At 57.0% G+C, this 21,568-nt stretch carries 23 protein-coding genes and 1 other annotated feature; of the genes, 15 read left to right on the top strand and 8 right to left on the bottom strand.

All coding sequences use genetic code 11. The features are described from left to right. Positions 1-30: 30 nt before the first annotated feature. On the top strand, positions 31-1,260 hold the full coding sequence (locus tag M2433_RS16400; RefSeq protein ID WP_429055172.1) for a DUF3748 domain-containing protein: 1,230 nt from the start codon (positions 31-33) through the stop codon (positions 1,258-1,260). Here M2433_RS16400 and M2433_RS16395 read toward each other — a convergent pair. After that, positions 1,257-1,589: a YceK/YidQ family lipoprotein gene (locus M2433_RS16395; RefSeq protein ID WP_429055175.1), complete on the bottom strand. Its 333-nt coding sequence runs from the start codon at positions 1,587-1,589 to the stop codon at positions 1,257-1,259. The two genes, M2433_RS16400 and M2433_RS16395, sit on opposite strands and share 4 nt — an antisense overlap. A 248-nt stretch (positions 1,590-1,837) precedes the next feature. Further along, positions 1,838-1,909, top strand: a sequence feature (ROSE (Repression Of Heat Shock gene Expression) occurs in the 5'-region of heat shock genes and acts as an RNA thermometer to modulate expression.). Here M2433_RS16395 and ibpA point away from each other — a divergent pair. The 3 genes from ibpA (at position 1,903) to M2433_RS16380 (ending at position 4,754) form a co-directional block, all read left to right on the top strand. Then, positions 1,903-2,313: a small heat shock chaperone IbpA gene (ibpA, locus tag M2433_RS16390; RefSeq protein ID WP_010426546.1), complete on the top strand. Its 411-nt coding sequence runs from the start codon at positions 1,903-1,905 to the stop codon at positions 2,311-2,313. It overlaps the preceding feature by 7 nt. A gap of 136 nt (positions 2,314-2,449) precedes the next feature. Next, entirely contained in the window at positions 2,450-2,878 is a 429-nt protein-coding gene (ibpB, locus tag M2433_RS16385; protein WP_059311582.1) for a small heat shock chaperone IbpB, read from the top strand. Between the two features lie 214 nt (positions 2,879-3,092). Then, positions 3,093-4,754 (top strand): putative transporter, encoded by a 1,662-nt coding sequence (locus M2433_RS16380; protein ID WP_429055178.1) that lies wholly within the window; start codon positions 3,093-3,095, stop codon positions 4,752-4,754. On the opposite strand, the gene M2433_RS16375 is transcribed toward M2433_RS16380, so the two are convergent. Next, complete coding sequence (locus M2433_RS16375; protein ID WP_023618235.1) at positions 4,722-5,468, bottom strand: GntR family transcriptional regulator; 747 nt, start codon at positions 5,466-5,468, stop codon at positions 4,722-4,724. The genes M2433_RS16380 and M2433_RS16375 overlap by 33 nt on opposite strands. Before the next feature lie 222 nt (positions 5,469-5,690). Between M2433_RS16375 and M2433_RS16370 the strand changes: the two genes are divergently transcribed. The 4 genes from M2433_RS16370 to M2433_RS16355 all read left to right on the top strand — a co-directional run bounded on the left by M2433_RS16370 (position 5,691) and on the right by M2433_RS16355 (position 9,409). Next, on the top strand, positions 5,691-7,313 hold the full coding sequence (locus tag M2433_RS16370) for an alpha-glucoside-specific PTS transporter subunit IIBC (protein WP_429055181.1): 1,623 nt from the start codon (positions 5,691-5,693) through the stop codon (positions 7,311-7,313). Then, positions 7,310-8,632 carry a 6-phospho-alpha-glucosidase gene (locus M2433_RS16365; RefSeq protein WP_429055183.1) on the top strand — a complete coding sequence of 441 codons (1,323 nt, stop codon included), beginning with the start codon at positions 7,310-7,312 and terminating at the stop codon, positions 8,630-8,632. The genes M2433_RS16370 and M2433_RS16365 overlap by 4 nt, the downstream gene beginning before the upstream one ends. 92 nt (positions 8,633-8,724) lie before the next feature. Next, positions 8,725-9,072: a YidH family protein gene (locus M2433_RS16360; RefSeq protein WP_429055186.1), complete on the top strand. Its 348-nt coding sequence runs from the start codon at positions 8,725-8,727 to the stop codon at positions 9,070-9,072. Continuing rightward, positions 9,062-9,409, top strand: a complete 348-nt coding sequence (locus M2433_RS16355; protein WP_025756986.1) for a DUF202 domain-containing protein — start codon at positions 9,062-9,064, stop codon at positions 9,407-9,409. The genes M2433_RS16360 and M2433_RS16355 overlap by 11 nt, the downstream gene beginning before the upstream one ends. 32 nt (positions 9,410-9,441) lie before the next feature. Here the strand turns inward: M2433_RS16355 and dsdA are convergent, their stop codons facing one another. Both dsdA and dsdX read right to left on the bottom strand, forming a co-directional pair. Continuing rightward, on the bottom strand, positions 9,442-10,728 hold the full coding sequence (dsdA, locus tag M2433_RS16350; RefSeq protein ID WP_429055189.1) for a D-serine ammonia-lyase: 1,287 nt from the start codon (positions 10,726-10,728) through the stop codon (positions 9,442-9,444). A 17-nt stretch (positions 10,729-10,745) separates the two neighbouring features. Then, positions 10,746-12,083, bottom strand: a complete 1,338-nt coding sequence (gene dsdX / locus M2433_RS16345) for a D-serine transporter DsdX (RefSeq protein WP_278107755.1) — start codon at positions 12,081-12,083, stop codon at positions 10,746-10,748. 204 nt (positions 12,084-12,287) lie between these two features. Here dsdX and dsdC point away from each other — a divergent pair, with 204 nt between their 5' ends. Then, positions 12,288-13,214 (top strand): DNA-binding transcriptional regulator DsdC, encoded by a 927-nt coding sequence (gene dsdC / locus M2433_RS16340; protein ID WP_429055191.1) that lies wholly within the window; start codon positions 12,288-12,290, stop codon positions 13,212-13,214. Positions 13,215-13,298: 84 nt separating this feature from the next. Beyond that, positions 13,299-14,387, top strand: coding sequence for a cellulase family glycosylhydrolase (locus tag M2433_RS16335; RefSeq protein WP_429055193.1), 1,089 nt, complete (start codon positions 13,299-13,301; stop codon positions 14,385-14,387). Here the strand turns inward: M2433_RS16335 and emrD are convergent. The 4 genes from emrD to tisB form a co-directional block, all read right to left on the bottom strand. Further along, positions 14,290-15,474 (bottom strand): multidrug efflux MFS transporter EmrD, encoded by a 1,185-nt coding sequence (gene emrD / locus M2433_RS16330; RefSeq protein ID WP_429055194.1) that lies wholly within the window; start codon positions 15,472-15,474, stop codon positions 14,290-14,292. The genes M2433_RS16335 and emrD overlap by 98 nt on opposite strands. A gap of 175 nt (positions 15,475-15,649) precedes the next feature. Continuing rightward, a complete protein-coding gene (locus M2433_RS16325) occupies positions 15,650-16,483 on the bottom strand; it encodes an EamA family transporter (protein ID WP_429055197.1) in 834 nt (277 codons plus the stop codon). Positions 16,484-16,545: 62 nt separating this feature from the next. Beyond that, positions 16,546-16,992, bottom strand: a complete 447-nt coding sequence (locus M2433_RS16320) for a GNAT family N-acetyltransferase (protein ID WP_429055199.1) — start codon at positions 16,990-16,992, stop codon at positions 16,546-16,548. Between the two features lie 64 nt (positions 16,993-17,056). Continuing rightward, entirely contained in the window at positions 17,057-17,146 is a 90-nt protein-coding gene (tisB, locus tag M2433_RS16315; RefSeq protein ID WP_047347446.1) for a type I toxin-antitoxin system toxin TisB, read from the bottom strand. Positions 17,147-17,870: 724 nt separating this feature from the next. On the opposite strand from tisB, the gene M2433_RS16310 reads away from it, so the two are divergent. From M2433_RS16310 to ilvN, 5 genes are all read left to right on the top strand, one after another. Then, on the top strand, positions 17,871-18,584 hold the full coding sequence (locus M2433_RS16310; RefSeq protein ID WP_429055201.1) for a hypothetical protein: 714 nt from the start codon (positions 17,871-17,873) through the stop codon (positions 18,582-18,584). A gap of 196 nt (positions 18,585-18,780) precedes the next feature. Beyond that, on the top strand, positions 18,781-19,260 hold the full coding sequence (locus M2433_RS16305) for an Hcp family type VI secretion system effector (protein ID WP_429055204.1): 480 nt from the start codon (positions 18,781-18,783) through the stop codon (positions 19,258-19,260). 107 nt (positions 19,261-19,367) lie between these two features. Continuing rightward, positions 19,368-19,466: an ilvB operon leader peptide IvbL gene (gene ivbL, locus M2433_RS16300; protein ID WP_072059244.1), complete on the top strand. Its 99-nt coding sequence runs from the start codon at positions 19,368-19,370 to the stop codon at positions 19,464-19,466. A 106-nt stretch (positions 19,467-19,572) separates the two neighbouring features. Next, a complete protein-coding gene (ilvB, locus tag M2433_RS16295; RefSeq protein WP_429055207.1) occupies positions 19,573-21,261 on the top strand; it encodes an acetolactate synthase large subunit in 1,689 nt (562 codons plus the stop codon). A 3-nt stretch (positions 21,262-21,264) separates the two neighbouring features. Further along, positions 21,265-21,552: an acetolactate synthase small subunit gene (gene ilvN, locus M2433_RS16290; RefSeq protein ID WP_006808802.1), complete on the top strand. Its 288-nt coding sequence runs from the start codon at positions 21,265-21,267 to the stop codon at positions 21,550-21,552. Positions 21,553-21,568: the final 16 nt, after the last annotated feature.

Raw genomic sequence — 21,568 nt, 5'->3', positions numbered from 1 at the left:
GATGCGAAAACCGCGCATCAGGGTATCCTCATGAAACAAATCACCTTCGCTTCCCGTAACCACCAGCTCACCAATATCAATACCTGGACGCCGGACAGCCAGTGGCTGGTCTACGACGTGCGACCGTCGGGGGCGTCGTTCACCGGTGAAACCATTGAGCGGGTTAACGTCCATTCGGGCGAGGTGGAGGTGGTTTATCGCGCCACTGACGGCGCGCACGTCGGCGTGGTGACCGTTCATCCTGTCCAGGAGAAATACGTCTTTATCCACGGCCCGAAAAACCCGGATGCAGACTGGCACTATGATTTTCATCATCGTCAGGGAGTCATTGCCTGTAACGGTCAGGTGAGCAATCTGGATGCGATGGATATCACCGCGCCTTACACCGCAGGCGCGCTGCGCGGCGGCAGCCACGTCCACGTCTACAGCCCGAACGGGCAGCTCGTCAGCTTTACCTATAACGACCATGTCCTGCACGCGCGCGACCCTAAGCTTGATTTACGCAACGTCGGCGTGGCTGCGCCTTACGGCCCGGTGAACCCGCAGGGTAACCATCCACGGGAATATTCTGGCTCGTTCTGGAGCGTGCTGGTCAGCTGCACGACGCCCGACCCGCAGCCGGGCAGCGATGAGATCAACCGCGCCTATGAAGAGGGCTGGGTGGGTAACGACAGGCTGGCGTTTATCGGCGATACCCTTTCTGCGCAGGGTGAGAAAGTGCCTGAACTGTTTATCGTCGACCTGCCGGAAGACGAGCAGGGCTGGAAGCGTGCGGGCGATGCGCCGCTGCAGGGCACAGCAGAAACCCTGCCTGCGCCGCCCGCGGGGGTAATGCAGCGCCGGTTGACCTTTACCCATCAGAACCGCTATCCGGGTCTGGTGAACGTGCCGCGCCACTGGGTTCGCAGCAACCCGCAGGGGACGCAGATCGCGTTTCTGATGCGTGATGAAAACGGTACGGTTCAGCTGTGGTTAATCTCACCCGAGGGCGGCGAGCCGCGCCAGTTAACCCATACTGAGAGCGGCATCCAGTCTGCATTTAACTGGCATCCTTCCGGTAATCATCTGGGGTTTGTGCTTGAAGATCGGATCGCCTGCTGCGACGCACGGACCGGGAAGGTGACGTTTTTGACGTCCAGTCACGGCAATCCGCCGTCTGCTGATGCGGTGGTGTTTTCCCCGGACGGGCGCTTTATTGCGTGGATGGAGGAGACAGGCGGTTTCCGTCAGCTGTGGTTAACGGAAACCGCACAGAACTAGCGTGGAGGCATTTCAGCGGGCGGGATGATGGCGTTTGTCGCCAGATTCTCCTGCTCGCTTTTTTCTACCCGTGAGCGCACGGAGTTGTCCTTACGAAATATATCCCACGGCAGCAGAAGCGTATCCGCCACAGCCGTAAACGGCATATCCAGGATAACCAGGGATTTGGTGCCCCAGTTTGTATCGTCATCGGAGATCATTTCCGCGCTGGCACGGGTCCCCGGATATGTTCCTTCTTTACCGCCGGTGTGAGACATCACGCTCGAACACCCGCAAAGTAAAACTACCCCGCTGAACGTCGTCAGCTTTATCAGAACATTTTTCATCATCACTCAGTCATCGTTAATGGCACTGCATAGACCTGCAACTCAGGGTTATAGCGAGCCTTATCCAAAATGGATAGCCCGACAACCCCGCACTGTGGCAGCCATCGCAATTTAACCCTTTGTGCTGTTGTCCCAGTCTATGCGAGATGCACAAAAGTGCAAAAAAAAGTGCAGCCCTGGCGCTTGAAAAGCCCGGTTGCAGACCCATTTTAAGAATGTGGCCCGATAACGAACTCGCCTGATGGGTGTTCGGGGGCACAAAGGCCTGTCCATGGTGGAAGGCTACATTTTCTCGCTGATTTCAGGAGTTTTATTTATGCGTAACTTCGATCTTTCTCCGCTATACCGTTCTGCAATTGGTTTTGACCGCCTGTTTAACCATTTAGAAAATAACCAAAGCCAGAGCAACGGCTACCCTCCATACAATGTTGAGCTGGTTGACGAAAACCACTACCGCATCGCTATTGCCGTCGCCGGTTTTGCAGAAAACGAACTGGAGATCACCGCGCAGGACAACCTGCTGGTGGTGAAAGGTTCCCATGCGGCCGAGCAGAAAGAACGTACCTACCTTTACCAGGGCATCGCCGAGCGCAACTTTGAACGCAAGTTCCAGTTAGCCGAGAACATTCACGTTAAAGGCGCGAACCTGGTTAACGGCCTGCTGTTTATCGAACTGGAACGTGTGATTCCGGAAGAGAAAAAACCGCGCCGTATCGAAATTAACTAATTACGCGGGTCGCGTGAGCGGCCCACCCAGAATTGCTTGCCGTAACGGGAGCATATGCGAATCCATCAGGATTCGCAGGAACAACTGCGCACAAAATTAAACTGTGCCGAACTCGCTTCTCAGAAGGAGATTTAGTATGCGTAACTACGATTTATCCCCCTTACTGCGTCAGTGGATTGGTTTTGACAAACTGGCTAACGCCTTGCAAAGCAGCAATGAACAACAGACGTTTCCGCCGTACAACATCGAAAAAAGTGACGATAACCACTATCGCATCACCCTTGCGCTGGCCGGTTTCCGCCAGGATGACCTGGATATCCAGCTTGAAGGCACCCGTCTGACCGTGAAAGGGACGCCGGAAAAACAAGAGACCGAAACCAAATGGCTGCATCAGGGGCTGGTTAATCAGCCGTTTAGCCTGAGCTTTACCCTGGCAGACCATATGGAAGTGTCCGGCGCAACGTTTACCAACGGGCTGCTGCATATCGACCTGCTCCGCAACGTGCCGGAAGCCATCGCGCCGCAGCGTATCGCCATTAGCGAGCGTCCGGCGTTGAATAGTTAATCCGCTTTTTTGCCGGGTGGCGGCTGCGCCTTACCCGGCCTACCAAACCGGCCGATCCTGTAGGTCGGGTAAGGCGCAGCCGCCACCCGACAATACTCACAGACCGCACAAAGCCCTGCCCCGGCAGGGCTTTTTTGTGCGCCATCGCCCATACAACCGCCTGCGGCTCTGAGAGAATCCTTAACATAACTAAGGTTATGCAAGGAAGTGGATCATGAGTGATATCGCGTTAACCGTCAGCGTGTTGGCCCTGGTCGCTGTTGTTGGATTATGGATCGGTAATATCAAAATCCGCGGCGTCGGGTTTGGGATTGGCGGGGTGCTGTTTGGCGGCATTTTTGTCGGGCACTTCGCCGACAAGCTCGGGCTGGTCCTCAGCGCCGACATGCTCCACTTTACTCAGGAGTTTGGCCTGATCCTGTTCGTCTATACCATTGGCATTCAGGTGGGGCCGGGCTTTTTCGCCTCACTTCGGGTCTCCGGACTTCGGCTCAACCTGTTTGCCCTCGGTATTGTGGTGATGGGCGGGCTGGTCACCGCGATTCTGCACAAAATCTTTGCTATCCCGCTGCCCGTGGTGCTGGGCATTTTCTCCGGGGCGGTCACCAACACGCCTGCGCTCGGTGCGGGGCAGCAAATCCTGCGTGACCTGGGTATTGAACCCGGCATTGTCGACCAGATGGGGATGAGCTACGCCATGGCCTATCCGTTTGGGATTTGCGGCATCCTGCTCACCATGTGGCTGGTACGCGTCCTGTTTCGCATCAACGTTGATAAAGAGGCGAAGGACCACGAAACGACGCTCACCAACGGCCACATGCCGATCAAAACCATCAACGTTCGCGTCGATAACCCCAACCTGAACAATATGGCGATTCAGGACGTACCGATCCTCAACAGCGCCAATATTATCTGCTCGCGCCTCAAGCGCGACGAGATGCTGATGGTGCCCGCGCCCGGCACCGTCATTCAGCAAGGCGATCTGCTGCACCTGGTCGGCCAGCCCGGCGATTTAAACAACGCCCGTCTGGTGATTGGGCAGGAAGTGGATACCTCGCTCTCCACCCGCGGCACCGATATGCGCGTCGAGCGCGTTGTGGTCACTAACGAGCTCGTTCTGGGCAAGAAAATCCGCGATCTGCAGGTAAAAGAGCGCTATGACGTGGTCATCTCCCGCCTTAACCGCGCGGGTGTCGAGCTGGTTGCCAGCCCGGAGGCCAGCCTGCAGTTCGGCGATATTCTCAACCTGGTCGGGCGTCCGTCTTCCATTGACGCCGTCGCGGATATGGTGGGCAACGCCCAGCAAAAACTGCAGCAGGTGCAAATGCTGCCGGTGTTTATCGGTATCGGGCTTGGCGTGCTGCTGGGCTCCATTCCGGTGTACGTGCCGGGTTTCCCGGTCGCCCTCAAGCTGGGCCTGGCGGGCGGGCCGCTGATTATGGCGCTGATCCTCGGGCGTATCGGCTGTATCGGTAAGCTTTACTGGTTTATGCCGCCGAGCGCTAACCTCGCGCTGCGCGAGCTGGGCATTGTGCTGTTCCTGGCGGTGGTCGGGCTGAAGTCCGGCGGGGATTTTGTCGATACTCTGGTCAGAGGGGAGGGGATGAGCTGGGTCGGCTACGGCATATTCATCACGGCGATCCCGCTGCTGACGATAGGCATACTGGCGCGTATGTTCGCTAAAATGAACTACCTGACGCTGTGCGGCATGCTCGCGGGCTCGATGACGGACCCGCCCGCGCTGGCCTTTGCCAACAACCTGCACGCCACCAGCGGCGCGGCCGCGCTCTCCTATGCAACCGTCTATCCGCTGGTGATGTTCCTGCGCATCATCACCCCGCAGCTACTGGCGGTGCTGTTCTGGGGGATGGGCTAGCAGGTCGTCCGGGTGGATGCGCCGCAGATGGTAGTCCACCTGGTAATCGCTGGTATTGCGGAACATGACGGAATAGTTGAGGAACTCGCCGCTGTCGCTGTAGGAGAGAGAGGTAATGCGCAGCAGCGGCGTCTGTTCCGGTAGATTCATATAGCCAGCCAGCTGTTTATCCGCCAGCACCGGCGTCAGGCTCTCGTAGTTGCCGCTGATGGTGATCCCGCACTCCTTCTCGATGTAATCAAACTTAGACCCCTCAAGATGCGCCAGTGAGAGGTTGCGGAACAGCTTCACCGGCATAAAGCTGTCCTCCAGCATCAGCGGCTTCCCGTCCACGTAGCGCACCCGCCGGGAAAAATAGATCCGTTCATCCACCTGAATCCGCAGCTGGCTGGCGATGGCGGGTGGGGCGGGCATCACTTCGAACTGCAGCACCTTGCTCTGCACCTCTTTCCCCTGCTGGCGCAGCACCTCCACCAGCCCGGTCAGGTTGGTGGTTTCGTGGTGAACGTCTTTGCGTGAGACAAAAGTTCCGCTGCCGTGCCGCCGCTCAACCAGACCCCAGCTCACCAGCAGATCCAGCGCCTTGCGGATGGTCATTCGCGCCACGCCAAACTCCTGCGCCAGCGCTTTTTCGCCGGGTAGCGGACTGCCGATGTTGTAGTCCGACGAATTCAGCCGCAGCCGCAACCTGTCGGCGATTGATTTGTAGATCACCAGTAGACCTCTCTGCCCTTATCAGGGCGTGGATGGCGTCCTGACATGTCCATATTTAAAGCAAAAAGTAGACCTGATTGGTCAAAATAAAACCATGAATGCGATCACGAATCGCAGCGGCACGCCATGTTCGCGCATCAGTAAGTTCTTATGCTCATCTCAGGCCAGTAAAAAACCATAAAGGCCTCTACCCCCTACAGGTTGTTACGTGAGGATTTAAAAATGCTCAGTCAAATACAACGTTTTGGCGGTGCCATGTTTACCCCGGTGTTGCTGTTTCCGTTTGCCGGGATCGTGGTGGGAATCGCCATTATGCTTCGCAACCCGCTGTTTGTCGGCGAAGCCTTAACCGCCCCCGATCATCTTTTCGCGCAGATCGTTCACATCATTGAAGAGGGCGGCTGGGCGGTGTTTCGCAATATGCCGCTGATTTTTGCGGTTGGCCTGCCGATTGGCCTGGCGAAGCAGGCGCAGGGCCGCGCCTGTCTGGCGGTGCTGATTAGCTTCCTGACCTGGAACTACTTCATCAACGTGATGGGGATGACCTGGGGCCACTTCTTTGGCGTCGACTTCTCCGCCGAACCGACGGCGGGCAGCGGGCTGGCGATGATTGCCGGGATCAAAACGCTCGATACCAGCATCATCGGCGCCATCGTGATTTCAGGCATCGTCACCGCCATCCACAACCGCTACTTCGACAAGCCGCTGCCGGTCTTTCTGGGGATTTTCCAGGGCAGCTCCTTCGTTGTTATCCTCGCGTTCTTCGTCATGATCCCCTGCGCCTGGCTGACGCTGCTGGGCTGGCCAAAAGTGCAGATGGGCATTGAGTCCCTGCAGGCTTTCCTGCGTTCTGCCGGTGCGCTGGGCGTGTGGGTGTATACCTTCCTGGAACGCATTCTGATCCCAACCGGATTGCACCACTTCGTCTACGGTCCGTTTATCTTCGGCCCGGCGGCAGTGGAAGGCGGTATCCAGGTCTACTGGGCGCAGCACCTGCAGGAGTTCAGCCAGAGCACGCTGCCGCTGAAAACCCTCTTCCCGGAAGGCGGGTTCGCGCTGCACGGCAACTCAAAGGTGTTTGGCTCGGTGGGGATTGCCTTCGCTATCTGGTACACCGCGTCGGCGGAAAACCGGGTCAAGGTGGCGGGCCTGCTGATCCCGGCCACGCTCACCGCCGTGCTGGTGGGCATTACTGAGCCGCTGGAATTCACCTTCCTGTTTATCTCGCCGCTGCTGTTTGCCGTCCACGCCGTGCTGGCGGCCACCATGGCGACGGTGATGTACATCTTCGGGGTTGTCGGGAACATGGGCGGCGGCCTGCTGGACCAGTTCCTGCCGCAAAACTGGATCCCGATGTTCCATAACCACGCCTCGACGGTATTCACCCAGATCGGCATCGGCGCCTGCTTCACCGGGATCTACTTCGTGGTCTTCAAAACGCTGATTGAGCGTCTGAACCTGAAAACGCCTGGCCGCGAAGAGAGCGAAATCAAACTCTACAGCAAGGCCGACTATAAGGCGGCGCGCGGGCACACCACCGCCCCGGCTGCGGCCAGCCAGCAGGTTGGGCAGGCTGCCGGGTTCCTTCAGGCGCTCGGCGGCGCGGCCAACATCGAAAGCATCAACAACTGCGCCACTCGCCTGCGCATTGCGCTGGTCGATATGGCGAAAACGCAAAGCGATGACGTCTTCAAAGCCCTCGGCGCCCACGGCGTGGTGCGACGCGGCAACGGCATTCAGGTGATTGTCGGCCTGCACGTTCCTCAGGTGCGCGACCAGCTGGAATCGCTGATGAAAACTCCTTTAACGAATGAACAAACCACCCTGACAGAGGCTATATCATGAAAAAATTCTCAGTTGTTATTGCAGGCGGCGGCAGCACCTTTACGCCTGGTATCGTCCTGATGCTGTTAGCCAACCGTGACCGCTTCCCGCTGCGCGCCCTGAAGTTTTATGACAACGACGGCGCGCGTCAGGAAACCATCGCCGAAGCATGCAAAATCATCCTCAGGGAGCAGGCGCCGGAGATTGAGTTCAGCTACACCACCGATCCGAAAGCGGCGTTTAGCGATGTGGATTTCGTGATGGCGCATATCCGCGTGGGCAAATACCCGATGCGTGAAAAAGATGAAAAAATCCCGCTGCGCCACGGCGTGCTGGGCCAGGAAACCTGCGGCCCGGGCGGGATCGCCTACGGCATGCGCTCTATCGGCGGCGTGCTGGAGCTGGTGGATTACATGGAGCAGTACTCCCCGAACGCGTGGATGCTGAACTACTCCAACCCGGCGGCGATTGTCGCGGAAGCCACGCGCCGCCTGCGTCCGAACGCCAAAATCCTCAACATCTGCGATATGCCGATCGGCATTGAAGGGCGGATGGCGCAGATTGTCGGCCTGAAGGACCGCAAAGAGATGCGCGTGCGCTACTATGGCCTGAACCATTTCGGCTGGTGGACGTCGATTGAAGATCTTAACGGCAACGATTTGATGCCGAAACTGCGCGAATACGTGGCGAAAAATGGCTATGTTCCACCTTCTGACGATGCCCACACCGAAGCGAGCTGGAACGATACCTTTGCCAAAGCAAAAGACGTGCAGGCGCTGGATCCGCACACCATGCCGAACACCTACCTGAAGTACTACCTGTTCCCGGACTACGTGGTCGCGCATTCCAACCCGGAACGTACCCGCGCCAATGAGGTCATGGATCACCGCGAGAAGCACGTGTTCAGTTCCTGCCGGGCGATTATCGAGGCGGGAAAATCCTCCGCCGGTGAGCTGGAAATCGATGAACATGCCTCGTACATCGTCGATCTGGCAACCGCGATTGCCTTCAACACCCAGGAGCGGATGCTGCTGATTGTGCCAAACAACGGGGCCATCCATAACTTCGATGCCGACGCGATGGTGGAGATCCCGTGCCTGGTCGGCCATAACGGACCGGAGCCGCTCACGGTGGGCGATATTCCGCACTTCCAGAAAGGGTTGATGAGCCAGCAGGTGGCGGTGGAAAAACTGGTGGTGGATGCCTGGGAACAGCGCTCGTACCAGAAACTCTGGCAGGCGATTACCCTGTCGAAAACCGTGCCGAGCGCGTCCGTTGCGAAAGCGATTCTGGATGACCTGCTCGAAGCCAATAAAGCGTACTGGCCAGCGCTGCATTAATCGTCCTGACCGGCATCACCCGATGCCGGTCTCCTTGTCCTGGTCGATTTACGCTATGCTGAAGCCTGCCTGTAGCACGACAAGGAACCTTCATGAAAATTTCCCGCCTCGGTGAGGCGCCGGACTACCGCTTCTCTCTGGCTAATGAACGCACGTTTTTAGCGTGGATCCGCACCGCGCTGGGCTTTCTGGCCGCCGGTGTCGGCCTCGACCAGCTCGCACCTGATTTCGCCACGCCGCTGATCCGTGAAGTGCTGGCGCTGCTGCTGTGCCTGTTCGCGGGCGCGCTGGCGATTTACGGCTACCTGCGCTGGCTGCGCAATGAGAAGGCGATGCGTCTGAAGCAGGATCTGCCCTATACGCGCGGGTTACTCATCATCAGCGCAATCCTGCTGGCGGTGGCGGGCGTGGTGATGGTGCTGGTGTTTTATGGCGGATAGTCGCAAAGCGCGACGCGAAGCGGACCCCGGCCTGCAGCCGGAGCGGACGTCGCTCGCGTGGCTGCGCACGCTGCTGGGGTATGGCGCGCTGATTGCCCTGGCGATTAAGCACAACTGGCACCGCACCGGGGTGCCGTTCTGGATCTCCGTCGTTGTGCTGGCGCTGGTGGCTGTCATTTTATGGCGTTATACCCGCAGCCGTAACCTGATGGACGTAGCGCAGGACGATTTTGTGCAGCCGAAGGCGGTGCGGGATAAATTCCTCATCGCCCTGGCCGTGCTGTCGCTGTCACTGCTGTTTGCGGTAACCCACATTCAGCAAATTTTGCACCTGTAGGCCGGGTAAGGCGCAACCGCCACCCGGCATAATTACTTCCCTTTCGCCAGATACTTCGCCATCTCGTCTTCCGGCACCATGCCGCCGCCGGTCGCCCACACCAGGTGGGTAACGTTCTCATCGGCTTCGACGCGCAGCGGCCCGGCCATGCCCGCCAGCGCGGACGGTTCCAGCCGAATGCCTTCCTCCTGCGCCAGCCAGCCGAGCATGTCGTACATGCTCTGATCGGAAAGCGTATAGAACCCGTCAAGCAGGCGCTCCATCGCGCGGCCCACGAAGCCGGATGCGCGTCCTACCGCCAGCCCGTCCGCTGCCGTGACGTTATCAATGCCCAGATCCTGCACGGCGATCTCATCGTGCAGGCCGGTGTAAACGCCCAGCAGCATGCACGGAGAGTGCGTGGGCTCCGCGAAGAAGCAGTGGACGTTGTCGCCAAAGGCCAGCTTCAGGCCAAACGCCACGCCACCAGGGCCGCCGCCGACGCCGCACGGCAGGTAGACGTACAGCGGATGCTCCGCATCCACCACCCGGCCCTGTTCGGCAAACTGCGCCTTCAGGCGCTCGCCCGCCACCGCATAGCCCAGGAATAAGGTGCGCGAGTTTTCATCGTCGATGAAAAAGCAGTTGGGATCGCTTTCCGCCGCCTTTCGTCCCTGCTCAACCGCCACGCCGTAATCCTGCTCATATTCCACGACGATGACGCCATGGCTGCGCAGTTTGGCTTTCTTCCACTCGCGGGCGTCGGCAGACATATGCACCGTCACCTTAAAGCCAATGCGGGCGCTCATGATGCCGATGGACATCCCCAGGTTGCCGGTTGAGCCCACTGCGATGCTGTACTGGCTGAAGAAGTCCTTAAAGCGCGGCTCCAGCAGAACGCTGTAGTCGTCTTCGACGCTCAGCAACCCGGCGTCCAGCGCCAGTTTTTCCGCGTGGGTCAGCACCTCATAGATGCCGCCGCGCGCTTTGATCGAGCCGGAGATCGGCAGATGGCTGTCTTTTTTCAGCAGCAGCGTGCCGGGAATGGATTTGCCAGACTCTTTCTCCAGCCGCGCCTGCATTGCCGGAATGGCGACCAGGTCGGATTCGATAATACCGCCCGTTGCCGCCGTTTCCGGGAAGGCTTTCGCCAGGTACGGCGCGAAGCGGTTGAGGCGAGCATGCGCGTCTTCCACGTCGGCTTTGGTCAGCCCGACATACGGCAACCCTTCGGCAAGCGTCGTGGTGCGCGGGTTTAGCCAGGTGGTTTCTTTCAGGGCAATCAGATCCTCAACCAGAGGAAACCGTGCGGTTAAAGTAGTGATAGTTGCGTTTTCCATAGTACGTCTCTTCGCGCTCAGATAATGAAGGAAAGCAGGAATGTGCCGCCAAGTGCAAGCACCGAGGCGATAAAGGTCGCCGTCGTATAATATTTGAAGGTCTCATTCAGGGTCGCGCCGCAGTATTGCTTCACCAGCCAGAAAAGAGAATCGGTCACGATCGTGCAGCCAATAGCGCCGGAACCGATGGCAATGGTGATGATCTCCGGGCTTACGTTCGGGTAAAGCGGCAGCATCGGCGCGACGATCGCCGTCGCCCCCATCATCGCCACCGTGGCGGAGCCGACGGCGGCATGCAGCACCAGCGCCACCAGCCAGGCGAGCAGGATAGGGTGCATGTGCAGGTTCGAGAGAATATGCGCCAGCGAGTCCGCCAGCCCGCTGGTTTTGAGGATGGCGTTAAACGCGCCGCCCGCGCCGATAATCAGCAAAATGTTAGCGATAGAGCCAAACCCGTGCTCCGTATGGGTGAGCATTGCGCCCATGCCCATGTGCTGGCGGATCCCCAGCAGGTAGTAGGCGACAAACACGGCGATAAACATCGCGGTGATCGGGTTGCCGATAAACTCCAGCAGGGTATATAGCGTGCCCTCTTTTGCCATATTCAGCTCGGCGATGGTCTTCACCAGCATCAGGGCAATCGGCAGCAGCACGGTGAACAGCGTGGCGCCCAGCGACGGCAGGGTATGCTCATCCCGCACCTTCAGGTCTGAAAATTCCGCCGGAACCGGCTTATACGGCAGACGGTTGCCGAGCAGTTTCAGGAACAGCGGGCCACCGACCAGAGACGCCATCAGGCCCACCATCAGACCGTAGACAATCACCGTTCCGACGTCCGCACCGAGTTTGTTGGTGACGAACAGCGCAGCCGGATGCGGAGGCACCACGCAGTGCACCGCCATCAGTGCGGTACAGAGCGGAATGGCCAGCTTAAGCAGCGACGTATTGGTTTTTTTTGCGATGGAGAACGCCAGCGGGATCAGCAGTACCACACCCACCTCCACGAACAGCGTAATGCCGCAGATAAGGCCTACCAGCACCATAATCACGTCTGCTGACAGCCAGCGGCAGCGCTGCAGCGTAATCCCGATGCGCTCTGCCGCGCCGGAGACTTCCATCATTTTGCCGAGAATGGTGCCCAGACCAATCACCGCCGCCAGGAAGCCCAGCGTACCGCCAATTCCGCTCTCGATGGCGTTCACCATATCCAGCGGGCTCATCCCCATCATCGCGCCGACGAAAAAGCTCGCCAGCAGCAGCGCGAGGAACGGGTGAAACTTCAGTTTTACGATGGTTAAAACAATCAACACGATGCTGACCAGCAGCGTTGCCACAACCCAGACCTGAGATCCCATATCTCACCTCACCCTTATGTCATCTGGGGGTATTGGACGAAAAAACGGCGTGACCTGACAAACGATATAAATTGGCGTTCAGGTGAGCCAGATTGGATCAACTGAGTGACTGAACTCTAAAAAGCGCACTTATTTTGCCGTTGGTTCACATAAATTCATGCTTGAACGGTATGCTGAGTGCGGAAATAGCGTGTGAGAATTGTGATGACCGATGCGAATGAAGCCAGAAACCGGCTGTTAAACGGCTGGCAGCTGTCGAAAATGTATACCTTTGAAGTGGCGGCGCGGCATGAGTCCTTCGCGCTGGCGGCGGAGGAGCTGTCGCTCAGCCCCAGCGCGGTGAGCCACCGCATCAACCTGCTGGAAGAGGAGCTGGGCATTCAGCTGTTTGTCCGCTCGCACCGTAAAGTTGAGCTGACGCAGGAGGGAAAGCGCGTTTACTGGACGCTGAAATCGTCCCTCGACACCCTGAATCAGGAGATCCTGGATATTAAAAACCAGGCGCTGTCCGGTACGCTAACGGTGTACTCCCGGCCGTCGATCGCCCAGTGCTGGCTGGTGCCGATGCTGGGGGACTTTACCCGTCGCTACCCGTCGATTTCACTCACCATTCTGACCGGCAATGATTACGTCAACATGCAGCGAACCGGCGTCGATCTGGCACTCTATTTCGACGATACGCCGCCAAACCACCTTTCTCATCACTTTTTGATGGACGAAGAGATTTTGCCCGTCTGCTCTCCGGCGTATGCCCGGCAGCATGAGCTGCTGAAAAACCCCCATAACCTCAGCCACTGCACGCTGCTGCACGACCGTCAGGCCTGGAGCAATGATTCCGGCACGGACGAGTGGCTGAGCTGGGCGCAGCATTTTACGGTGAATATGCCGCCATCCTCGGGCATTGGCTTCGATCGTTCGGACCTAGCCATTATCGCGGCCATCAACGGTGTGGGTGTCGCGATGGGGCGTAAGCGGCTGGTGCAAAAACGTCTCGAGCGGGGCGAGCTGATCGCACCGTTTGGCGACAAAACCCTCAAGTGCCATCAGCATTATTACATCTCAACGCTTCCCGGCCGTCAGTGGCCGAAAATTGATGCCTTTATCGGCTGGCTGAGAGAACTGGCAAGGTGAAGAATTATTACGCTTTGACGCTACACCAAATGTGAAAAAGCGTGCTAAATACAGGTAATGCTTTTGATTTATCCAGGGTAAACCGTGTTAAAGCCTTTTATTGCCTCTGCGTTACTGATCTCTTCCGGCTGGGCGATTGCCGCTGAGCCGCCGCTGACGGCTGCCCATTATGCGCAGCAGCTGGGCGTCGGAATGGATGTGGACTGGGCGCGCACCGAGCACGGTATTCGCGAATTCGACCCGCTGGTGGTTAGGGATTTTCGTGCAAAAGGCATTACCCACGTGCGCATCCGCGTGGCCGATGAACCGACGGAAGCGCGGCTGATTCACCTGCGCAAGCTGGTGGAAGCCTGCGAGCAGTATGGCGTGATCCCGATAGTCGCTTATCAGGCTGATGAATATAAAAACGACCCGAAAGCCGATAACGAGAAAGAGACGATCAACTGGTGGATTGCCGTGGCGCACTATTTCGGCCAGAGCTACCCGCTGCTGGGTTTTGACCTCATCTATGAGCCAACCGACAAGCTCAATCACAACCTGGCGTCGTTAAACCGCGTCTATGAAAAAAGCATTAAAGCGATCCACGACATCAGCCCGCAGCGCATGATCTTCATCGCACCGCGCCTGCGCGCCGCGCCGGAGGATTTAGCCAGCCTGAAGCTGCCTGCCCATAGCCAGAACTACCTGCTGGCGGAGTGGCATATTTTCCCGTGGGGTCCGTTGAAAAATAACGGTAAATACCCGTGGACGTCAGGCACGGCGGCGGAGAAAACGGCTATCCATAACCGCATCAATACCGCGCTGCGCTGGCAGCAAAAAACCGGTCACGTTAGCTGGGTTGGGGGCTGGGGCGTGGGGGAATCAAGCCGCTTAACGCCGACCGCCTCACAGCTGGCGTTTGCCACGTTTATGGCCTGCGAGCTGCAAAAGGCGAAAATTCCGTATGCGCTTAACGCGGACTTCCAGTTTTACGACGGGGAAGAGGGCGCCTGGCGGCCTGCGCCAGAGCCGTTATTACAGGCGATGATTGCGCCCGTCTGTGAAAAGCCCGGCGAGAAGCCGGGCCATCATGCGGTTAAACCGGCTGCTCGTGATGCGGGACACGCGACGCAAGCGGCAGCCAGCACAGTAAAATCAGCAGCCCCATCAGCGTCATCAGCAACCCCAGACTAGCCTGCCCGGTCTGCGGCATCATCGCGGAGAGCCAGGCCAGCGCGCCGGAACCGATGTTCTGCAAACCGCCCACCAGCGCACCCGCCGTGCCTGCAAGGAACGGGAACGGCTCCATCGCGCCGCTGGTGGCGAGCGGGAACAGCATGCCCGCGCCGAAGAAGAACAGCGCCGCCGGGATCAGCAGCGTCCAGACGGTCATCACGCCGAACAGCCCCGGGAGCCACATCATTACGCCAGCCAGCAGGCAGCTGATCACCGACTGCCACATCAGGGTTGAGAAACGCTTGTTCTGACGTCCGGCAAACCAGGCGCCAAAGAACGCCGCCGGGATCGGCAGAATAAACAGAATACTCACCACCATGCTGCTCAGGCCCAGCCCCGCGCCCAGCAGCACGCCGGAGCAGGCTTCGAACACCGCAATGCCCGCCAGCCCGCCGATCAGCATCAGCAGGTAGCAGGTAAACGACCCGTTACCGAACAGCGTTTTATAGCTGGCGATGAGCTTCGTGCGCGGCGCGTCCTGCGGACGGGTTTCCGGCATCCAGCGCGCCATGCTGAAGGTAACAATCACGCAGAGCACCAGCAGAAAGGCGTAGCAGGCGCGCCAGGACCACATCGTGTCCAGCAGGCCGCCAATCAGCGGGGCGAGAAGTGGGCTCACCAGAATCCCCATATTCAACAGGCTGTTGGCGTGACGCAGCTGGGTGCCCTGATACATATCGCGCGGTAAGGTTCGCGCCATCACCCCGCCGACGCCGGTCCCGACGCCCTGCAGGGCGCTGGCGGCAATCAGTACGGTCAGGCTGTGCGTGGTAATGGCAATCACCGTCGCCACCATGAAAATGCTCATGCCCACCAGGATCACCGGGCGGCGCCCGACGCGGTCAGACAGCGGGCCGTAAAAGAGCTGCGAAACGCCATAGGTCAGCAGGTAGGCCGCCATCACGCTCTGCACTGCGCCCTCGCGGACGTTAAGTTCCTTTGCCATGTCGGCAATCGCCGGAATGTAAATGGTTTGCGCCATCTGACCGACGGCCACCAGTAACACCAGCATCAACAATAAGTTAACGTTCCTTTGTTTTTTCATGTCGCTGAATACTTTTGCCAAAAGAGAAAAATGAAGAATAAGTGACTACGCATTCCCATAAATGCGCGAGGAATCTACCACAGTGAGATGACAAATTAAGCATTGCTGTGATGAATGAAGAAACAGGACAAGGCAGGATTTATAAACAAGATCGGCAACTAATGTTGCCAGTGATTTACGCCAGGCGCAGCAGAATCGCGCCGCCTGCAATACCCAGCGCTGCGGCAATACGCAGGCCCGCAACCCGCTCTTTTAAAAGCACAAATGCGATAAGCGCTCCAAAGAGAATGGAGGTTTCGCGCAGCGCCGCGACCACCGCCAGCGGTGCCTGGGTCATAGCCCATAGCGCCAGGCCATAAGAGCCCATGGTTCCCACGCCGCCGAGCAGCCCCTTTTTCCAGTGAAGACGGAGGTAGCTGGACGCTTCGCGCCGACGCGCAACCATCGCCCAGCCCAGCAGGCAGAAGCCGTTCATAAAGAAGGTCCACAGCGTGTAGCCCAGCGCGGTGTCCGAGAGCCGCACGCCGGTGCCGTCCACCAGCGTATAGCCCGCGATAAAACAGGCATTCAGCAGCGCCAGCCACATCCCTTTTCGCGACTGCATGCGTCCGTTCATCGCCATGGCCAGTATCGACAGGCAAATCACCCCGATGCCGGACCAGGCGAGCCACGAGAGGCTATCGCCGAGCGCCAGCACGCTTACCAGCGCCACCAGCAGCGGCGCGGTGCCGCGCATCAGCGGGTAGGTCTGGCTCATGTCAGAGACCTGATAGGTCTTCGCTACCAGCACGGTGTACACCACCTGTAAGGCACAGGAGACAATCAAAAACGGCCAGCTTGCAGCAGACGGCTGTGGGGAGAAAGGCAGTAAAACCAGGGCAATCAGCGTGGCGGAGCCGCTGACGCTGATTGCAGAATAGAGCTTATCCGTTCCGGCTTTGACGATGGCGTTCCAGCTGGCATGCAGCAGCGCGGCGAAGAGTAAAATGCAGAAAACGGTGATGGTCATGGCGCGTCGGGTGGTGAGTTGTCACTTAACTGTAACATTCACAACCCGATGCTGCCAGCCGCTCAGATTGCGCAAAACAGACGGTGCGTCACCCGCGGTTCGTCAGACACCAGCATAAAACCCGCCTGGCGATAGAAGCCGTACGCGGCGTCCGGCGCATGGGTATTGAGAAAATCAAACCAGATGCTGGCATCGGCCATCACCACGGTCAAAAGCTGTTTGCCAATGCCCAACCCGCGGCACTTCTCGCTGACGTAGAGATGGCGAATGCGCCCGGCGCGCGGCTGCTGGCTGAACGGATTGCGGTTGAGGCCGCACACGCCCACCAGCCTGCCGTTGAGAAATGCACCCAGCAGCTTTTCGCCCGGCGCGTTAAAGCGGTTTTCGCCGCGCTGCCAGTTCTCTTCCAGCCTGCGCAGCATGTTGAAATTCGATGCGATACTCTCAGCCTTCAGGGCGATGTACCCCGGCTCTTCTGGCGTGACAGGCTCAATTAACAGACGCGACATAGCATTCCCTCGTTATTAAAGAGGGGCGGTTGCCCGCCCCTCTCAGGTGCGACTTGAACCTGAATCAGCGAATGAATTTCAGGACAGCATCAAGCAGTTGCAGTACAGCAACAATGAGTTTGAGGATAAGTATCACCATATCCACTACGCTCATACGCGTCTCCTTTTGGTTAAAAGGAGCACGATGCTGGCGTACCTTTCCGCCGCCTGTTGCCAGCACCTGGATTGACGTAACACAGTGTGCTCACTTCAGGGGTCAAGGCACTGACGGCACCACCCGTTTCAGCCAGGACTTCATTGCGCCGGTAAAACTGCGGCCCCCTCGCTCACTGCGAACACCCTCAGTATAGATAAATACTGTATGCATGAACAGTATTTTTTGGACAAAAACCAAAACCCCATCCATACTCAAAAACGTCAAAATCCGTGCCTGAATTGCGCGTTCGTCTTCGATCGCGTATACTTTTTTGCGTTGACGTAACACAGTGTGTTCTGCGGCGACCAACCGCAAAACCCTGATAAAAACCTCGCTTAGGCGGGGTTTTTTGTTTTCTGGTCTGCTCAAAAAAGATGGCTGTTGACTTATTGACAATGGACGCGGCTGACATACGATTTACTATAAAAATATATATTATAAATCCAAAATATCTATTATATATGTATTGATCATGATTATAAGTTAACACCACTAATTGTGTGAGTTAATATAATCGCCAATGTCCTGTGAGAAGTTAAATTATCTCGCATATAATCGATATAAATAGAAGCTGGCTAACTTATTTCTCACGTAAATATTTATATGAGTTAATCTTGCTAGTTTGAGATCCAGGTTTTTTTAATGTATATTTTTGTAGCCAAAAATATCGTATGGATACATTATGCAAGCATCTGATTATTTAAAGATGAAGTTCCAGAGTGACAGGCAGTTAGCTCTTTATGGACAGCAAGCCGTTGCAGGGACATGGAAAGCATTAAAGGGGATCGGTTCTGATATTTACTCAGGAATGGAGCGAGTAAGTTGGTACTCTTCATGCTTAATCCCCAGCTATCACGATGTATGTGATGAGCTTCTCTCAGAAGAAAAGAGAATGTACCTCTCAATTCTCTCTCTTTATCGTTATCGGGATGTAATAGCACACATGCTATTCCTTTATTTTGAAAGTGTTATTACCGATTCTGAAAATGGAAATGAACAAAATCGCGTTCGTAAGATGGATTCAAAAGTAACGGGGCTTGTTAACAACATACCGACAAGTAAGGCCGCGCGTTTGGCGATAGCATTGGGGCTGGCCAAAATCCTTTCCGAATCTGGCATACTCTCTGAAATCGTCGTCGAACGGCTTGCACGCCGCGTACCTAACGTTGTCATGGCTCTTCAACTGATTGGAACGGAACAGAAGTGCGCTCTTGCTGCTCGTCGCCTGAAAACATTGGACCCTAAGTATTACGCCACCCTCTATGCCGCACAACTGGAGATGCTTTACTACTTTTTGGAGCCTTTCCTGTGTGAACTCATTCAGAAGGTGCAAATGGGGTTCTATAAGGATTTCGATGCAATTTATAACGACTTAAAGGGTAAGGAGCATGTTTAAGAGCTTGCTGTCAATTCTATTCTCGGATGTTTTATTCCCCTTTTATATTTTTGCGTGCGCCTCTTTGTTCCTGTGGTTGGTGCCTGACCACTGGGTATTACTCACATTCATTTCTATCATTGTGTTTATTATTGTTCATCCGATAATTTTTAGCCGATTTGATAAGTACGATTAAATAGTATAAAAAGGATTTTTTATGTCAAACCCAGCTTATTTGTTTCTGACCGATGAAAATGGTTCTCCTATGGTTGGTCCTTGCCTTGTGTCAGGGCGTGAAGGTGCTATTGAACTCAAATCGTTTACTCATAATGTCAACATCCCAGTCGACGGGAATACCGGGAAATTAACGGGTACGCGTATACACATGCCCATCATGTTCCAGAAAGAATTTGATCGTGTAACCCCACTTCTTTTTCGCGCACTGAGTACGGGAAGAACGCTCCAGTCAGCCATCATAAAAATGTATCAGATTAATGAGGCTGGTTTAGAGCAGGAGTATTTTAATATCATTCTGGAGGGGGTGAAAATAACCTCAATCACACCAGATATGTATCCCGGCGCAAACACCGGAACACACCTTGAAACGGTTCTCATACGCTACGAGAAAATCACCTGGAAGCATTGTGACGGAAATGTCATCTATAGTGACTCCTGGAATGAGCGAGCAACGTACTGAAACGTGATCCCTGGCGCATTTTTGCGCAGATGAAAATATTTCCATTGTCACGCCGAAAAACCTGTGTTTGTATAAATTCAATCAATGATTCCAAACACAGGTCCCCAATGACTTCATCCATGAACACCGCGACCCTACTAAAAACTGCGCAACCAGCCGCAGTGGTCGTCGTGCGTGTGGTGGTGGTCGTCGGCAATGCGCCGTAGGGACTGGATCAACACACGAATCCAAAACCCCGCCGGCGCAAACCGGGCGGGGTTTTTCGTTTAGGACCCTCCCCGGAAAGTCGGCCCAGAAGAAAAGGACTGGAGCATGGCAAGTTCGGGCACAACATCCACGAAGACGCGTTTCACCGGCGCGCAGCTGATCGTTCATTTACTGGAACGGCAGGGTATCACCACCGTTGCAGGCATCCCGGGCGGCACGGTGCTGCCGCTGTACGATGCGTTAAGCCAAAGCACGCAGATCCGCCACGTGCTGGCGCGCCACGAGCAGGGGGCCGGTTTCATCGCTCAGGGCATGGCGCGTACCCAGGGCAAACCGGCGGTCTGCATGGCCTGCAGCGGTCCGGGGGCGACCAACCTGGTGACCGCCATCGCCGACGCGCGCCTCGACTCCATTCCGCTGATCTGCATTACCGGCCAGGTGCCGTCCTCGATGATCGGTACCGATGCGTTCCAGGAAGTGGATACCTACGGCATCTCTATCCCCATCACCAAACATAACTATTTAGTTCGCGATATCAGCGAGCTGCCTCAGGTTATCAGCGATGCGTTCCGCATCGCGCAGTCCGGCCGCCCGGGCCCGGTGTGGATAGACATTCCTAAGGATGTCCAGACCGCAGAGATCGAGATCGACGTGCTGCCGGAGCCGGGCGACCGTGCGCCCGCGCCCGAATTCAGCGCTGAGAGCGTGCGCGATGCCGCCGCCATGATTAACGCCGCCAAACGCCCGGTACTCTATCTGGGCGGCGGAGCGATTAACGCCGCGGATGAAATCCGCCAGTTTGCGGAAAAAGCCAACCTGCCGACCACCATGACCCTGATGGCGCTGGGCATGCTGCCCAAAGCGCACCCGCTCTCACTCGGTATGCTGGGCATGCACGGCGCGCGCAGCACCAACTACATTCTGCAAGAGGCCGATTTGCTGATTGTTATGGGCGCACGTTTTGATGACCGGGCGATTGGCAAAACCGAGCAGTTCTGCCCAAATGCTAAAATCATTCACGTGGATATCGACCGCGCCGAGCTGGGCAAAATCAAACAGCCGCACGTGGCGATTCAGGGGGACGTGGCGGAAGTGCTGGCGCAGCTGATCCCGCAGACGGACGCAGCCGACCGCGCCGACTGGCGTCAGCTGGTGGCCGATCTGCAGCGCGAGTTCCCGGGCGCCATCCCAACCGAAGGCGACCCGCTGAGCCACTACGGGCTGATTAACGCCGTTGCCGCCTGCGTGGACGACAGCGCGATTATCACCACCGACGTGGGCCAGCACCAGATGTGGACCGCGCAGGCGTACCCGCTGAACCGTCCGCGCCAGTGGCTGACCTCCGGCGGCCTGGGCACCATGGGCTTTGGCCTGCCTGCCGCCGTGGGTGCGGCGCTGGCCAATCCGGACCGCAAGGTCATCTGCTTCTCCGGCGACGGCAGCCTGATGATGAACATTCAGGAGATGGCCACCGCGGCCGAAAACCAGTTGGACGTAAAAATTATCCTGATGAACAACGAGGCGCTGGGGCTGGTGCACCAGCAGCAGAGCCTGTTCTACAAGCAGGGCGTGTTTGCGGCGACCTATCCGGGGATGATTAACTTTATGCAGATTGCCGCCGGTTTTGGCCTGCATACCTGCGATCTGAACGCCGAAGAGGATGCCCACGCGGCGCTGCAGGCGGCGATTTCTCGCCCCGGCCCGGCGCTGATCCACGTGCGTATCGACCCTGAACAAAAAGTGTATCCGATGGTGCCGCCGGGAGCGGCAAATACTGAGATGGTGGGAGAATAAACCATGCAGAAACAACACGAAAACGTCATTCTGGAACTCACCGTCCGCAACCACCCTGGCGTCATGACGCACGTTTGTGGGCTGTTTGCCCGCCGTGCGTTTAACGTGGAAGGCATTCTTTGTCTGCCGATTCAGGGCAGCGAGCACAGCCGCATCTGGCTACTGGTCAACGATGACCAGCGTCTGGAACAGATGATGGCGCAGATCGACAAGCTGGAAGATGTCACCAAAGTGGCGCGCAATCAGTCCGATCCCACCATGTTTAACAAAATTGCGGTGTTTTTCGAGTAAATCGCTTAAGGTAAGC

This window comes from Enterobacter sp. AC1, from assembly GCF_050434705.1.
GTDB lineage: Bacteria > Pseudomonadota > Gammaproteobacteria > Enterobacterales > Enterobacteriaceae > Enterobacter > Enterobacter cloacae_L.
Note: the sequence above shows the minus strand (reverse complement) of the source record. Positions and strands in the feature narration are given on the sequence as shown.